This window comes from Pseudoalteromonas sp. SG43-1, from assembly GCF_014164415.1.
Classification (GTDB): Bacteria; Pseudomonadota; Gammaproteobacteria; order Enterobacterales; family Alteromonadaceae; genus Pseudoalteromonas; species Pseudoalteromonas distincta.
This window is the reverse complement of the sequence record NZ_JACJFD010000036.1, coordinates 1-16,949: the sequence shown is the minus strand read 5'-3', so window position 1 is coordinate 16,949 and position 16,949 is coordinate 1. Positions and strand designations below refer to the sequence as shown.

The 16,949-nt window shown below is 40.1% G+C and carries 11 protein-coding genes and 1 pseudogene; 6 read left to right on the top strand and 6 right to left on the bottom strand.

From position 1 onward, the window contains the following. Window positions 1–617: 617 nt before the first annotated feature. Complete coding sequence (locus H5159_RS19050) at window positions 618–2,219, bottom strand: isocitrate lyase (RefSeq protein ID WP_002959200.1); 1,602 nt, start codon at window positions 2,217–2,219, stop codon at window positions 618–620. 239 nt (window positions 2,220–2,458) lie between these two features. Between H5159_RS19050 and H5159_RS19045 the strand changes: the two genes are divergently transcribed. After that, window positions 2,459–4,648 (top strand): malate synthase G, encoded by a 2,190-nt coding sequence (locus H5159_RS19045; RefSeq protein ID WP_182780841.1) that lies wholly within the window; start codon window positions 2,459–2,461, stop codon window positions 4,646–4,648. Between the two features lie 210 nt (window positions 4,649–4,858). On the opposite strand, the gene H5159_RS19040 is transcribed toward H5159_RS19045, so the two are convergent. From H5159_RS19040 to H5159_RS19025, 4 genes are all read right to left on the bottom strand, one after another. Next, window positions 4,859–5,584: a YebC/PmpR family DNA-binding transcriptional regulator gene (locus tag H5159_RS19040; protein WP_182715949.1), complete on the bottom strand. Its 726-nt coding sequence runs from the start codon at window positions 5,582–5,584 to the stop codon at window positions 4,859–4,861. A gap of 145 nt (window positions 5,585–5,729) precedes the next feature. Next, the gene (locus tag H5159_RS19035; RefSeq protein ID WP_182694230.1) at window positions 5,730–6,347 is read right to left on the bottom strand and encodes an HAD family hydrolase; all 618 of its coding nucleotides are present in this window, start codon (window positions 6,345–6,347) and stop codon (window positions 5,730–5,732) included. Between the two features lie 321 nt (window positions 6,348–6,668). Next, window positions 6,669–7,163 (bottom strand): DUF6702 family protein, encoded by a 495-nt coding sequence (locus H5159_RS19030; protein ID WP_007583614.1) that lies wholly within the window; start codon window positions 7,161–7,163, stop codon window positions 6,669–6,671. Further along, entirely contained in the window at window positions 7,163–9,610 is a 2,448-nt protein-coding gene (locus H5159_RS19025; RefSeq protein WP_182780840.1) for a M1 family metallopeptidase, read from the bottom strand. The genes H5159_RS19030 and H5159_RS19025 overlap by 1 nt, the downstream gene beginning before the upstream one ends. Before the next feature lie 586 nt (window positions 9,611–10,196). On the opposite strand from H5159_RS19025, the gene H5159_RS19020 reads away from it, so the two are divergent. From H5159_RS19020 to H5159_RS19000, 5 genes are all read left to right on the top strand, one after another. Next, entirely contained in the window at window positions 10,197–10,433 is a 237-nt protein-coding gene (locus H5159_RS19020; RefSeq protein ID WP_002959190.1) for a hypothetical protein, read from the top strand. Window positions 10,434–10,511: 78 nt separating this feature from the next. Beyond that, entirely contained in the window at window positions 10,512–11,759 is a 1,248-nt protein-coding gene (locus H5159_RS19015) for an exonuclease SbcCD subunit D C-terminal domain-containing protein (protein ID WP_182780839.1), read from the top strand. Continuing rightward, window positions 11,756–15,406, top strand: coding sequence for an AAA family ATPase (locus H5159_RS19010; protein WP_182780838.1), 3,651 nt, complete (start codon window positions 11,756–11,758; stop codon window positions 15,404–15,406). The genes H5159_RS19015 and H5159_RS19010 overlap by 4 nt, the downstream gene beginning before the upstream one ends. A gap of 28 nt (window positions 15,407–15,434) precedes the next feature. Then, window positions 15,435–16,094 carry a class I SAM-dependent methyltransferase gene (locus H5159_RS19005; protein ID WP_182711965.1) on the top strand — a complete coding sequence of 220 codons (660 nt, stop codon included), beginning with the start codon at window positions 15,435–15,437 and terminating at the stop codon, window positions 16,092–16,094. A 167-nt stretch (window positions 16,095–16,261) separates the two neighbouring features. Then, entirely contained in the window at window positions 16,262–16,726 is a 465-nt protein-coding gene (locus H5159_RS19000; RefSeq protein WP_182692390.1) for a hypothetical protein, read from the top strand. A 94-nt stretch (window positions 16,727–16,820) separates the two neighbouring features. Here the strand turns inward: H5159_RS19000 and H5159_RS18995 are convergent. Further along, window positions 16,821–16,949: pseudogene (locus H5159_RS18995) on the bottom strand (IS481 family transposase); the annotation flags it as partial.

Below are 16,949 nucleotides of genomic sequence, written 5' to 3'. Positions count from 1 at the left end.
GTCACTGTTTATAGCCTCTCAGTTAGTAAAATTTTGTTTTATCGCACGGAGAAGTTAGTAAAAAATCGGTTTATAAATTCGCTAAGTTTGTCTATTAAAGCAAAAATCAGTCACTTACCAGACTTTTAAAGTTGTTGTAAACGCTTTTTACAGCAAAATCACCCCAAATATGCCGTTTTATGAAAGGTTAGTTAAACTCTGATCTGTAAATTCACTCAGGTAGTTAAATAGTGATCCAACATGATTTGGCAAGGGCGTGTTGAACTTTGGTGGGTTAATTTGCAGCAGTATGTTTGGTTTTTAGGCAAGGCGGAGCTTATGTAGTGTGGTTATTCCCCATGAATAGGCGATAACGTAGCATAAATACCAAACATTCGCTGCCCTTTGGGTTCTTTCTAGGGACGATAAACTCTTTGTTGCTCGGTTTTTACTTAGCCCACTAGGTTACAAACCTCGCGCCGCGATTTAATCGCCCCTAGTTTGAACGAATTTCAATCCACAAAGATCAACACGCCCTAGTTAAAGTCTGATCTGTAATTATGCTTAAATGTTCTAACTTTATTTAAAACAATAAAAAAGGGCCTATTGGCCCTTGAGTAACACTATCTAGTTAGGAATTAAAACTGGTTCATGGTGTTATCTTCACCACCGGCTTTTAGCGCGTTATCACCAGAGAAGTATTCTTTGTGCGTATCGCCCATGTTAGACCCTGCTAGGTCTTGGTGTTTAACAGAAGCTTGCTCACGGCGAATTTCTTGGCGTTGTACATCACGCACGTAAGCCAGCATACCCATATCGCCAAAGTAACCTTCTGATAAAATATCAGTGCTTAGCGCAGCTGTATGGTACGTAGGCAGAGTAATTAAGTGATGGAAAATACCTGCTTCACGTGCGCCATCGCGCTGGAAGTTTTGCACTAGTAAATCGGCTGCTTGTGCAAGCTCTGTTGCATCCATCTCTGGTGCCATAAGGCCTTTATTATCGCCAAGGCTTGGGTAAGCACTAAGGTCACGGCCTGCTTCTTCCCACTCCTGATATACTTGCTCACGAAACTTAAGCGTCCAGTTAAACGAAGGCGAGTTGTTGTATACCAGTTTTGCATTTGGCACGTGTTCTTTTACACGATTCACCAGTTCTGCAATTTGTTTAACATGTGGTTTTTCTGTTTCAATCCACAGTAAATCAGCGCCCGACTGCAAGCTAGTAATACAGTCTAATACTACGCGGTCTTTTTCAGTGCCTTCGCGGAACTGGTATAAACCGTTATCTAGGCGAGTTGGTTTACATAACTGGCCATTAATTTTCATTGCCGTGTCGCCTTCATTTAAGTCATCAACACCGTTAATGGGCGTGGTTTCTAAAAATGCATTGTATTGGCTTGCTAAGTCTCCTGGTGTTTGCGAAACAGGTACCTTTTGCGTAAGGCTGGCACCCAATGAGTCTGTACGTGCCACAATAATACCGTTATCAATACCTAGCTCTAAAAAGGCGTAACGTACTGCGTTAATTTTTGCTAAAAAATCTTCGTGTGGAACGGTCACTTTACCCGCTTGGTGACCACATTGTTTAGCGTCAGATACTTGGTTTTCTATTTGAATGGCACATGCACCGGCTTCAATCATTTTTTTAGCCAGTAAGTAAGTTGCTTCTTCGTTACCAAAACCTGCGTCAATATCAGCAATAATTGGCACAACATGGGTTTCAAAGTTGTCTATTTTATCAATAACAGCTTGAACATCGCCGCCGTTCGCTTTTGCTTCATCTAGGTCGTTAAACAAGTGATCTAGTTCACGTGCATCAGCTTGCTTTAAAAACGTGTAAATTTCTTCAATTAGCGCAGGTACCGATGTTTTTTCATGCATGCTTTGATCTGGCAGCGGACCAAATGCAGAGCGAAGCGCTGCAACCATCCAGCCACTTAAGTATACATAGCTGCGTTTAGTTGTTTTTTGATGGCGCTTAATAGCCATCATCATTTGTTGGGCAGTAAAGCCATGCCAACAGCCTAAAGATTGCGTGTACTGGCTTGTGTCGGCGTCATATGCAGCCATATCTTCACGCATTACGTCTGCTGTGTATTGCGCAATTTCAATCCCTGTACGAAAACGGTTTTGTAAACGCATACGGCTTGCGTATTCAGGGTTAATAGCTTTCCATGCGCTGCCTTGTGTTTGGCAAAGAGTAGAGAGTGTGTCTGTTTCGCGTTGATATGTTGTCATAATAAAATCCTTCGAACGAGTGTGTAAATTATTTTAATGTTGTGAGAGTGGCTAGGAGTGTGTTCCGTAGCGCTTAATTCAACATTAGGCTCCTTTTCTAGATTTAGTAAATTTATAGTTGTTATTGTGGCTATACATTTTGTGAATAGCTAAAAAGCACTCAACATTGCCTTTTTGAGTTATTGTTGCCTTACGCACAAGCACACAACAACATCGCGACCGTTTAAAGGAAGGCAACTATGTCCCACACTCTCACACATTCAGGACTCAGCGTAGATACACAACTCGCTGATTTCGTTAAAAATCAATTGCTACCAGGCACTCACTTAAGTGAGTCACAATTTTGGCAAAGTTTTGCACATATCGTTCAAACACTTACCCCTATTAATAAGGCACTGCTTGAAAAGCGAGAGCTGCTTCAACAGCAAATAGACGACTACCATCTTGCTAATAAAACCTGGGATAGCGCTAAATACCAAGCCTTTTTGCAAGATATTGGCTATTTAGTTAAAGAGCCTGCCAACTTTGAAATTGAAACCCAAAATGTAGAGCCCGAAGTGGCCCTTACAGCAGGCCCTCAGTTGGTTGTGCCTGTAAGTAATGCACGCTTTGCACTTAATGCCGCTAACGCTCGCTGGGGCTCGTTATACGACGCTTTATACGGTACTGATGTGTTAAGCGAAGATGACGGGGCTGAAAAAGGTAATACCTACAACCCTGTTCGTGGTTTTAAGGTAATGGCCTACGCTCGCCAGTTTTTAGATAAAGCATTGCCGCTGACCAATGGCTCGCATATAGAAAGCACGAATTACTCAGTAGTAGATGGCGCACTTTTAATTACCTTGCGTGACAGCTCTCAAACCACATTAGCTAACCCATCTCAGCTTATTGGCTATCAAGGAGAAGCACAAAACCCAACTGTAGTGTTATTAAAAAACAATGACTTACACATAGAGCTACATATCGATCACCACCACATTATTGGCCAAGCTGATAAGGCTGGTTTAAAAGATGTAGTGCTAGAGGCCGCTCTTACCACCATTATGGATTGTGAAGATTCAGTAGCTGCGGTAGATGCAGAAGATAAAGTACAAGTTTATAAAAATTGGCTTGGGTTGATGCAAGGTAACTTAGTTGAATCGTTTAAAAAAGGCGATAAAACTGTTGAGCGTACCCTGCAAAGTGATAAAACATACACCGCACTTGATGGCGGCACCGTTACTTTAAAAGGCCGTAGCATGATGTTTGTAAGAAACGTTGGCCATTTAATGATGAACCCTGCTATTACTGATGTGTTTAATCAACCGGTGTTTGAAGGCATTATGGATGCGATGTTTACAGCCACTGCTGCCCTGCACGACCTAAATAAAAAAACAGGTATCAAAAATTCAAGCGCGCAAAGTATTAATATAGTAAAACCCAAAATGCATGGCCCAGAAGAGGTGGCATTTACTAACACTTTATTTAGCTTAGTAGAGGAAGCGCTAAGCTTACCTAAAAACACGCTTAAAATGGGGATTATGGATGAAGAACGACGTACTTCTGTAAATCTTAAAGCGTGTATTTATGCAGCTAAAGAGCGTGTTGTATTTATAAATACTGGATTTTTAGACCGTACCGGCGATGAAATTCATACCTCTATGCAAGCGGGCGTTGTGCTTCCAAAAGCACAGATTAAGCAGCAACCATGGATACAAGCTTATGAGGATCGCAACGTCGATATTGGCCTTGCTTGTGGCTTAAGTCATAAAGCACAAATAGGTAAAGGCATGTGGCCAATGCCAGATAAAATGGCATTAATGATGGAGCAAAAACAAGCGCACCCTAAATCAGGCGCTAATACTGCATGGGTGCCCTCCCCTACAGCCGCTACCCTGCATGCAATGCATTATCACGATATAAACGTATTTACTGAGCAGCAAAGTATAGCTAAACGTACTATTGCGAGCCTTAATGACCTGCTTACACCGCCGCTAATGGCAGACCCTAAAACGCTTTCAAAAGAAGATATTCAAAGTGAGCTAGAAAATAACGCACAAGGTATTTTAGGTTACGTTGTACGTTGGATTGATCAAGGCGTAGGCTGCTCAAAAGTACCTGACATTAACCATATAGGTTTAATGGAAGACAGAGCCACACTGCGTATTTCAAGCCAGCATATGGCTAATTGGTTGCTAAATGGCGTGTGCTCACAAGCGCAAATAAAATCAACAATGGCTAAAATGGCCAAAGTGGTTGATGGACAAAACGAGCATGACACTGCGTATACACCTATGGCAACAAGCGAAGAAACCCTTAATAACAGCATTGCCTATCAAGCCGCTACGGCATTAGTTTTAGAGGGCGTAACGCAACCTAGTGGGTACACTGAACCACTACTACATAGCTACCGTATAAAATATAAAGCACAAAAATCGAATACGCTTTAACTGCTTAATCAAAGTTAAAATTAAGTACTAAACCAGCTTTAAAGCTGGTTTTTTATCGCCTAAAATTAGAATAACAGCACTTTTAAGGCATTTTAAAAATATATATTCAAATAAGCATAATACACATGAATATCTAACATTTATTTAAACGTAAAAAAGCGTGTTTTGCATACACAAAACACGCTTTTTAAAGCTTTTAACCGTTTACGTTTAATTTTTTACAATGGCATTGTGATAAATATTTTGTACATCGTCACAATCTTCAAGCATATTTATAAACTTATCAAAGTTAGCAACAACTTCTTCGTCTTCAATTTCAATATTAACTTGAGGAATAAACGTAATTTCGTCTACTTCAAAGTTAATGCCTTCAAATGCGTCTTCAAGGGCAGTTTTAGCTTTAAAGTATTCTGTTGGCGGTGCAAATACTGATATTTTACCATCCTCGGCTTCAACATCGCTTACATCAACATCAGCCATCATTAATGCTTCTAATACGACTTCATCGTCATCGCCTGCAAAGCCAAGTACCGCATAATGATCAAACATATGCGCTACACAGCCAGGAGTACCAATTTTTGAGTCTGTTTTAGTAAATGGTAAACGTACATCTTTGATAGTACGGTTCGGATTGTCAGTTAAACAGTCAACAATAACCATGCAGTTACCAGGGCCATAGCCTTCATAACGGGCAACAGAGTAATCTTCTCCTGCGCCACCGGCTGCTTTTTCAATTGCTTTTTCAATAACGTGTGCGGGAACTTGGTCTTTTTTAGCTTTTTCGATTAGACGGCGAAGTGTTTGGTTTACTTCGGGATCGGGATCACCATTTTTTGCTGCAACGTAAATCTCTTTGCCGTACTTTGAGTTTACTTTTGTTTTTGCATTGGCTGTTTTGATCATAGAACTTTGACGAACTACAAATGCTCTGCCCATTTTGTGCCCCTAATGAATACGTTACGTTTTGCGGTATTTTACCAATTCAAAACGTATTGGGCTAGCTCCGCAATGGGCAAAACTTGATTAATAAAAACTTTTATAACTACATACTCATTTCAGAATAAATCAAATGGCATGCTATTTAACATAACTCTATTTTTTCAGAATAACTCTCAACTAATGTCACTAATTCAACAAAGTCATGTAAAACGTAATCTGCCTGATCGGCATAAGCAGGCGTTGACTCTGGAGCGTATAAACACGCGCGCATATTTGCATTGTGCGCAGCTTGAATGTCGTAAAGGTAATCGCCTACATAAAGTAAATTTCTGGCGTTAATGTTCCAAAGTGTAGCAATGGCATTTAAAGCGCTGGGATCTGGCTTTGCTGGGGCATCGCTTCGCGTTAAAACTGTGCTGATAGGGAGTGGATTATTTTGTAATTTCATTGCCGCTGCTTTATCAAAATTGCGAGTAACAATCGCCATCGGAATATTTTTAGACTTTAAAGCATGAATAGCTTCACTCACACCAGGTAATATACTGGCATGTTGTGCATCTATTAATTCGTGTTGGTGAACTATATTCATTGCCTCTTCACGCATATACGGTGAGGGCAACTGAGCAATGTAATCAAGTAAGTCTTGCTCGCAAGGGCAACCTATTTGGGCCTTTATTAATGCAAAATCTAGTTCGGATGAAACTAATGTTCCATCTAAATCAAAAATCACTCCAAAAATAGCCTCAACCTGAGTAGTCATATCATTCCCTGAATTTAGTTATTACTAAATAAAATTTAAACATAAAATTCTCTACTGCTTATGCCCAAGCCAGTTATAGCTAAAGGGATAAATGAAACTAACTATATTTAAATTATTTATTTGCACTGCTATCAATCTATTGATAATACAGTAAATATAATTGGTAGTTGTAGCATGCGCAAAAAATGGTAAATATACAAATTGAACTACCAATTTTTACGTAAATTTACATATACCAGATCAAAAATGAACGCAGTTTAAACGTATGAAGAAAACGCGCACATTAACTGCAGTGCGCGTTGGTTGGGGAAGTTTTAACTGTTAATTTTGCTCAAAGCGGGCTTCGAGCCAAGTATCATCTTGTGCAAAGTTTAAAGTTTTAATCTTACCTTTGCCCTCAACGTTTACCATATTTACCTGAGATGGCCATAAATCACGAAGCGCGCCATTGCTCATTTTAATTCCTTCAATGTTTTCAGGAATTGGTGCTTCTTGGTAAACCCAAAAAAACTTACCATCAACTTGTGCTCCCACAAAGTTAAGTGGTAAAGGTTCACCACTTAACGTTTGTAGAGCAACATGCGATTCAACATACTTAGCAAAACGTTGCTGATCGGCTTTATTACTAATAATATCAATTTTGCCTTTAAATAATGTTCCTACGGCGTGTTCGGTATCATGTAAATAAAAGCGATGCATTAACTCAACATTATGCGTTCGTTTATTAAAAAGCACGGTTGTAACTGACGATTTTAGTTGATGCGCCATACTCGGCGCAGCAACTAAAAGGCAAACAATAATAAGCAAAAAGCGCATTATTGCGGCTCCTCACCGTTATCTTTTTCGTCTTTCTTCTCATCAGTTTTAAGCTCAGTTTTAATATCTTGCATGATATCGCGACTTACTTTAGCTTTACTCTTTTCCTTTTTAAACACTTCAATACGTGAAGGAATAATACGACGAGGGTAGTTATTATTTTCAATATCTACATCCGCAGTTTCCCAATTAGGATCTACAGTAACTGATACAAGCGGTTTGTTTTTATCGGTAACAATTAGCTTTTGAACATTTTTATAATTACGACGCCAAATTTCAGCAGGAATATAACGCTCTTCAGTTGTGCCATCTTCATATGTTAGCTCAAGTAATATAGGCATTACCAAACCACCTAGGTTTGAAAATTCCATAACGTAGTAGTTTTTATCTTCTTCTAAAGCACGTTCAAGCGTTTTACGCTCCCACGGCTCTAAGCCTTTTACAAACTTATTGTACGAGTTACGTTCTTTATTGGTTACAGTAAAGCGGTCGTTTTCGTCATAAAAATCGGTAACATCAGGGTTTTGCTCAACCCATGTTTTTTTACCTTCGGCGCGGTTACGCTCAACAAATAATGACGTAGGCTTATCTGCTTCAATATCACGTAAACGGCTGTAATCAATATCAGGGTTTTTAGTGTCTAAACGTAGTTGATATACTTTATCTAAAGAGATATCAACATGGTCTGTGGTGTAAAACCAGCCACGCCAAAACCAATCTAAATCAACACCAGAGGCTTCTTCCATTGTACGGAAAAAATCAGCTGGGGTAGGGCGCTTGTATTTCCAGCGCTGAGCATACTCTTTAAATGCAAAGTCGAATAAGTCACGGCCTAAAATTACTTCACGTAAAATATTAAGGGCTGCGGCAGGTTTAGTATAAGCATTAGGGCCTAAACGTAATACACTGTCTGACTGAGTCATAACAGGTACTTGGTTTTCAGACTTCATGTAGCTCACTATATCGCGAGGCTCAACACCCCAAGGAATTGTAGGATCCCATTCACGACCAGCAACACCATCTAAAAAGCTGTTTAAGCCTTCATCCATCCACGTCCATTGGCGCTCATCTGAGTTCACAATCATCGGAAAGTAAATATGGCCAACTTCATGAATAACTACGCCAAGTAAAAAGCGCTTTTCAGCCTGAGAATAAGTACGAGTACCATCATCTTGTAACTTAGTACGTGGACCGTTAAAGGTGATCATTGGGTATTCCATACCACCAACGGGGCCATTAACCGACTGTGCAGTTGGGTACGGGTAATCAAAAGAATACTTAGAGTACACTTCCATTGTGTGTACTACCGCTTCAGTTGAGTACTTTTTCCATAAGTCACCACCTTCTTTAGGGAAGAACGACATTGCCATAACTAAAGGCTGAACGTCACCACCTTGTTGATAACCTTTTGCATCCCACATAAACTTACGAGACGACGCCCAAGCAAAGTCACGAACATTCTGTGCTTTAAAGTGCCACGTTTTAGTTTTGTCGGTGCCTTCTTTTTCGTTTTCTAGCGCTTCTTCTGCGTTAACAATAAACACAGGACGCTTAGATGTTTCAGCTTGCTTTAAACGTTTGCGCTGAGTACTTGTAAGTACTTTGCTCGCGTTATCAAGCTTACCTGTTGCCGATACAATGTGATCTGCCGGAACAGTAATCTCAACATCGTAATCACCAAACTCAAGCGTAAACTCACCAGAGCCTAAAAATGGCTTGTTTGTCCATGCTTCGTAATCGGTATAAGCCGCTAAGCGAGGGAACCACTGAGCAATTAAGAATATGTCGTTGCCATCTTCTTCAAAGTGCTCGTAACCAGAACGTGCACCTACAGCATCTTCTTCAACAATGTTGAAGGCAAAGTTCATGCTAAATTCTACTTCTTTACCTGGTTTTAATGGCTCGTTTAAATCAATACGCATTAAAGTATCAACTACAGTTACGCGTAGCTCTTTACCATCGTCATCCTTTACGCCACTGATTGTATAACCCAGTTCGTTGTCGCTCATAAATTGCTGACGGCGTAAGTCACCTAAACTTAATTTAGCAGGCTTTTGAGCTGGTAGGCTTTCTAAAGTGCTTTTAAACGTTTTAGTTGTTTCGGCAATTGAATCGCTTTTAAAAATATTTTGATCTAACTGTAACCATAAATATTTAAGTGTATGCGGAGAGTTATTTTTATATTCAATGCTTTGGCTACCGGTAATACGGTGCTTTTTTTCATCTAGCTTTACATCAATATCGTAGTTTACACGTTGCTGCCAGTATCTTTCACCTGGTTCGCCAGCGGCACTACGATAAACGTTGGGTGTAGGAAGCGCTTCGTCTAATTGACGAAATTTATCAACAAAAGAACCTTTTGTTTGCTCAACCGAAGACGCCATAACCGCACTAGATATTGCCAAAGGCAATACAAAAGCACTTAGCGTAAGACCTATTTTTTTCATTGTTAGTCCTAATATAATTTTGTGAGCATACTTTGACAAATATACCAGTTAGCTTCAATAAATTAGCGACCAAGTACCGTATTTTTAGGGTGATGTTCACTTAGTTTATTAGATTGAAAAGTACAATTATTTTGTAACAAAATACGAATAAATAAAAACTGTAAAGGGGCTTTACAAAAGTGGGTTTTAATAATGGTTTTGAGCTGTTAAATACAAGTTTTAGAGCTTGGTAAAAGCACATTAATTTTACCTACGCTGCTAAAAAAGTATTGCTTTAACATTATCAGGTAAACCAATAATCCTATGTATAAGTGTCTCAAATTTCCAACAAGTAAAATGAGCTAAAAGCCCACTCTACTGAACAAAAATACAGTGAAAACAGCTGAATTATTGGCTCAAATATTGCCGAACTTCCTTAATGTTCGCTATTTTTACGATAAATGATAAATGATAAATAGTGCAATTTTAGGTTGATCTTTAGTGCAGTTTATATTTAAAATCGCCAACCTTTTTATTTGAGGCAAATAAATTCGTCACATTTATCCTCAAATTAATATCGATTACTAGCAAGAAATGCGGTGGGCTTATGGATTTTTACATCCTAAAAAAACAACAAGAACTAATTGCGATTCCAGCAAGTGAGAATAACTGTAAGCAGTATCTCGATTCGGGTTATTTTTATATCGATAAAGTAGCAGCGTGCAACGAAACTAATGCATTAAAGGCGCTACACGCAAAACAAACTAAAACGTTAAAAATTCCATTATTAATGGCACTTTTAGCATTACCGGTTGTTTTTTCAGCTTGGTACAGTTTAACCTAAGGTAATACACGGCTTAGGCTTGCATCTTTAACTGCCTTGGGTATATTGGCGCTCTTACGGTTTAATTAAGAGCGCGACATGAAAGTCCTCCACACCTCAGATTGGCACCTTGGCCAACAATTCTACGAACACGACCGCCGTGTTGAGCATCAAGCCTTTTTTACATGGTTATTAGCCACTCTTGTTGAACAACAAATAGACTTACTTTTAGTGGCTGGCGATATTTATCATACCGCGACTCCAAGCGCTAGCGCCGAAAATCAGCTTTACCAATTTATTAAAGACGCCAAAAAGGCATCCCCACAATTACACGTAGTAATTATTGCGGGTAACCACGACTCTGCAAATCGTATTTTGGCAGCTCAGCCATTACTAGCGCAATTTGATACGCACGTAGTAGGGCGCTTTGATGTCGCAACACCCGATGAAACTGTTATTACCATAAATACCAATGGTAAACGCGCTGTAATCGTCGCTATGCCATTTTTACGTGTAAGCGATGTAAGTTTACTTAGCCAAACCGAAAGCGGCCCTAGTTATGCTCAAGGCGTTGCAAAAGCTTATGAACTTGCATTAGAGCAAGCTACTAATATAAACGAGCAAAACTCACCATTAATAGTTATGGGGCATTTACACGCAAAAGGCGGGGATATCTCAAGTGATTCTGAGCGTAACTTAGTAATAGGTGGTGAGGAGTCTATTTCAGCCAATGTATTTGGTAAACAAGCCAACTATGTTGCCCTTGGGCACTTACACAAAGCGCAACAAGTCGCTAAAAGCGATATTATTCGCTACAGCGGCACACCTATACCTATGTCGTTTTCAGAACGTAACTACACGCACCAAGTAAATGTTATTGAGTTTATTATTGATGAAAAACAACATATTAGTACAACTGTAAACCCCCTTTACATTCCGCGCTCTGCCGATGTAATTGTTTTACCAAAAGGGGAGTGTGTGCCATTAAGCGAACTATGCGAGCAAATTAAAGCGCTCGACACTGCACAAAATACAATAGCGCCTTATTTACGTGTAAAGCTTAAATCAAGCGATACCGACACCACCTTCAGAGAACAAATAGAACAAGCACTTGAAGGCAAGCATATTAAATTTTGTGGTATTGAACGTGTACGTGAGCAATCGACTCAAAATGACGACAACACCGTATTTGAAGATTTAAGCGAAGTTGAAATGCTCAACCCGCTTAACTTATTAGAACAAGCATTTGCAAACGATAAAGATATGGCAGGGCAAAGCGTACCCGATGAGCTAAAAGCACTTTTAAGTGATGTGATAAACGAGCTCACGGAGCAAGAACAACTATGAAAATAACCGCAGTTCGTATTCATAATTTAGCCTCAATAGTTGACGCTGAAATAGACTTTACTAAAGCCCCATTAAAAGATGCAGGCTTATTTGCGATAACAGGCGATACAGGCGCTGGTAAAAGTACCTTTTTAGATGCGATTTGTTTAGCGCTTTATACTAAAACAGCGAGGCTACGCGGCGATAAAGGTAACTTAATTGAATTTAACGGCGACAGCATTAAGCTAAATGATGCGCGAAACTTACTACGCAGAGGTACGTGGGAAGGCTACGCCGAGGTCGACTTTTTAGGGCAAGATAAACAGCTTTATCGTGCGCGCTATACAATTGCACGCACCCATAAAAAAGTAACAGGCAAACTTAAAGTAGCAGAGCACACTTTATTAACCCTGCCAGACGAAACCCTTATAGCTGACAAAAGCCACACAATAAAAGAAGTTGAGAGCAAAATAGGGCTTAACTTTGAGCAGTTCTCCCGTGCCGTACTTTTAGCGCAACATGAGTTTGCTGCATTTTTAAAAGCCACTGGCGATGAGCGAGCGCAGCTTTTAGAGTGTTTAACAGGCACTGATAAATTTAGCCGTATTGGCGTGCGTATTTTTGAGCGCCATAAAGAGCAAGTAGCAAAACTTGAAGCGCTTAAAGCAGGCCTTCAAAGCTATACCTTATTAACGACCGATGATCTTGAGTTACAACAAACCAAGTTAACCGATTTAAAAGCGCAAACCGAACACACTAAAAAAGAGCTGACCAAAACCGAAAAAGCACTTAACTGGTATCAACAAGCTACAGTGCTTGAGCAAAATTTACTGCAGGCACAGCAAACCCAGCAACAAGCAAGCTTAGCGCTTGAAAGTATCGTTGTTCAAAGCGAGCAAGCAAAACAAGCTAAACAAACGCTTGAAATAAAAGATAACCGCAGCCGTTTTACTCAATTAACCGATCAAAATACGGCGTTAGATCAGCAAATAACATCACTTAAAAGTGTTGATCATTTAGCGGTAATTAACGAGCGTAACACCGCGCTTGCTAAGTATACCGAGCTACTTAATAACGCCAATGAGCAAAAACAAAATGCAGCGCCCGTTATAGCAAGAGCGAGAGAGCTCGACAGCAGCATTGCTTTGCAAACTCAAGCTGTAAAAGGCACTGAGTCGCAAATAACCAAAGAGCAAACTCAACTTGATGAGCTCAATCAGCAGCTTAAACAAAGCAATAACGAGCTAGAACTCGCTAATACCGACTCAACTAAAAGCCAGCAATGGCTTAGTGAGCATGCACAGCTGCACGTTTTAGCAAAAGACTGGAGCTACTATCAGCAAAGCTTTAATACCTACTTAAATGCACAACAGCAATTAACTGCAAACCTTGCACAAAGCCAAACTCTTAATACCGAGCTTGCAGGTCAGAGCAAGCATTTAAATACACAAAGTAATAAAGTGCAGCAGTGCGAGGCGTTACTTACGAGCGAGCAGTCAGCTTTGCAGGTTTTAAATACTCAGCTTAATGAATTTAATGCAGAGCACTGCGACGCGCAGCTAAAAAGTATTGATTACTTAAAAGAGCAGCGAGAGCGCTATAAGCAATTTAACGCAGAGCTAAAACAAAGCACTCAACGCCAGCAAGTGCTCAATCAGCAGCTAAATGAAAGCCAGCAAGCCCATGCTTTACTTAATCAGCATTTAATAACCAGCGAGCAAGCACTTAAAGGCAGCGAGTACGCACTTAACCAAGCGCGCTTAAGAGCCAGCGAAAACGTAGAGCATTTACGCACTGAGCTTCGCCCTAATGAGCCTTGTTTAGTGTGCGGCGCAACGGAGCATCCGTATGCGGTAAATCAAAATCAGCAATTAAATAACTTAATTACTGATTTTGAAAATGCTTTTAATACCGCTAAAAAGCAATTTGACCATGCACAAAGCGAGCTGCATAAACTTCAAACTCAACATGCTGTATTAACTGCTGAACACGGACAACTTGAGCAAATAATACAAACAGCAAAAGCCAAACAGCTCGACATTAGAAATACCATGCTAGGCGCACGTAGTGAGCTTAACGACTTAACGCCTGATCAGCTTGAAGTAACTTATAAGCAACTAACGCAGCAAAAAGCGCAATACTTTGAGCAACAAAAACGTCAACGTACACTGCAAACTAAAGTAAATGAGCTACAAGCAGCACTTAAAGCAGAGCAGCAAGTACAGCAGCAACTGAGTAATAAACACCTTGAGCTTACACACCAGCAAAACCAGTTAACGAGTAAGCATAGCGAACTAAGCGCGCAAATTAACGAGCTGGGTACAACGCTTAATAGCCAATTTGAAAACAGTGATTTTTGGCAGCAACTACAAGCCAATACGCTTGAACTTACCGAGCTGAGCGAGCAGGTTTCGCAGTATCAGCAAACTCAAACGCAACTTGAGCAAAGCCAAAAACGTCAAGACACAGCTAATGAGCAAATAAAGCAGCTCACACCGCTTGTTAGTAAAAGCGAGCAATCGTTAAAAGCACTTAATGAAGAGCTTGTTAAAGCTAAAAATTTACTAAGCACTGTGCAAAGTGAGCGCTTAGCTTTATTTAATAACGAGCAAATAAGCGCAGACGACTACCAAGCAAAACTTACAAGTGCGCAAGAGCAAATGCAATCGCAGGTTCAAGCGAGTCATAAAGCCTATGACGACGCTATAAAACAACGAGATGAGCACGCTATAACGCTTAAAAATGTGGAGCAACGCTTACTTGAAAACAGCCAAGAACTAGCAACACTTGAGGCACGTTATAACCAGTGGTTTACTGACTTTAAAGCGCAATACAGCGATGTAACGCACGAACAGGTCAAAATTTTACTAACGCTCAGTAGCGATACTATTAAAGCACATTTAAATCAACACGAGCAGTTAACTCAAGCGTTAACAGATGCAAATGCCGCATTAAAACAGCAGCAACTTACGCTTGGAAAACACAACAGTAGCGATAAGCCAACACAAAGTGCAGAGGCTTTAAGTACGCAATTAAGCAGCTTAAATGAGCAACAAACGCAGCTGCAAAATTCATTACTAGCAACTAATACCGCTATTGAGCAACACAACCAAAACGCAAAGGCGCTTGAAGGCAAACAAGCTGAGTTAACTACGCTTAAAACACAGGTAGAGCAGTGGCACTTGCTTAATAAAGTATTGGGCGATGCAACGGGTAAAACCATGCGTAACTTAGCACAAACACAAACGTTAAAAATATTACTGCACTATGCCAACAGCCATTTAAAAACACTCAACAAACGCTACGAATTAACCGCCATAGCGCAAACGCTCGACATTGCAATTATCGACCGCGACATGGCCGACGAGCAACGCTCTGTTAATACGCTCTCGGGCGGTGAGTCATTTTTAGTATCGCTAGCGCTTGCACTTGGTTTAGCATCGCTTTCGTCTAACAAAGTACAAATCAATTCTTTGTTTATTGACGAAGGGTTTGGTACGTTAGACAGCGAAACCCTAAGCATTGCAATGGACGCTTTGGATTCTTTGCAAGCACAAGGCAGAAAAGTAGGCGTTATATCGCACGTAACACAAATGAGCGAGCGTGTAGCCACTCAAGTGCATGTAGCCAAAAAGCCAGGTGGATATTCCACAGTTGAAGTTTTATAAGCAACATTACTGAAAACAAGGAGATACAATGCCAACGTTTACAGGCGAGCAAGCAACACAATACGATAGCCGCATAACCCGTTTAGTGCCTGGTTATGAATTATTACATCAGCTCACTAATGCGCAACTACAAGCAACGCTAAGCGACAATGCGCATATTTTGGTAGTAGGGGCAGGCACAGGCAAAGAAGTACTTGCACTAGCTGCACTAAACCCTACATGGCAATTTACTGCGCAAGATACATCAGCCGATATGCTTGCTATCGCACAGCAGCAATTTGATGAACAAGGCATAACAAGCCGCGTAGATATACATAATGGCCCCGTTGATAAGTTATCGGTTAAAGCCGATGCCGTTTTATGTTTATTAGTTATGCATTTTTTAGAAGATAACGGCGATAAAAAAGAGTTATTAAAAGCAATTAAAGGAAGCCTTAAAAAAGACGCCAACCTTTATATTGCAGATTTAATGCGCCCCGAAACTTCATTTGAGCGCGAAGCTCAGCTTACAACGTGCGCGCAATTGGGTTTAACCGAAACAGGTAAAACACAAACAGGGCACGACTTAGAAAATGAGTTTTACCCGCTTGATAGAATGCGCTTTAGCGAATTGCTAAATGAGTGCAAATTTGGCATTCCGAAGCTGTATTTTAAAGCACTAGGCTTTAGCGGATATGTAATAAAATAGTTTTAAATTTAAGTAATATAGCTACATAAACACCGAGTAAGCTTACTCGGTGTTTTATTTTATACATACATTTACAACTTCTCACAGCTGCATACAAAGCACATACATATTTTTTATGTTTTAAGATTTACTATTTCTATATCAACATAAGCAAATAGAGAATCAACATGAAAAAATCGTTAATTGCTGTTTTACTCCTCTCGGGTTGCGCATCACAAGGTGTTGACCGTAACGATCAAAATCAAATAATTAAACGCTATTACGCCTCGGTAGAATCTATGCAACGTGTCACACTCTCATCAGAAGTGGGTACAGGCATAGCCGCAGGAGCTGGTTTTGGGTTTGTAGATAGCTTAGATGGCAATACAGAAGAAATGATAGGTGGGGCAATAATCGGCGGGTTAGTTGGAGGGTTATTTACCGCATTGTTTGAAGGCGGCAACGATGCATATCAGTATAATCTATACGCTGCCAGCGAAGGTGAATTTACCGTAATTCAAAAACAAAAACTCGATCAAAACACTCAATGCGTAGTAGTAAATGCCGGTAAAAAAATTAAGCTTGAGCCAGTAGATAAACAATACTGCGAAAATAGTCCAAATGTGTACAAAAAAGCTGATGTTGCTCTTTAGCAATATCAGCTTTTGTATTGTTGTAGGTCGGTTAAGCTGTACTAGCTCAGACTTGATCTTACAGTTACCCGTTTTTTAATCGGTGACTGTCAGTCTATATTTGAGCTAAATTTTTCTCAGCCCAGATCAATTTTCCATCTAATAAAGTTTCTAATGGCGTTCTGCCACAGCATATTTTTCCTTGATGAGTTCGGTCATTATTGTAATAAATCATCCATTCGTC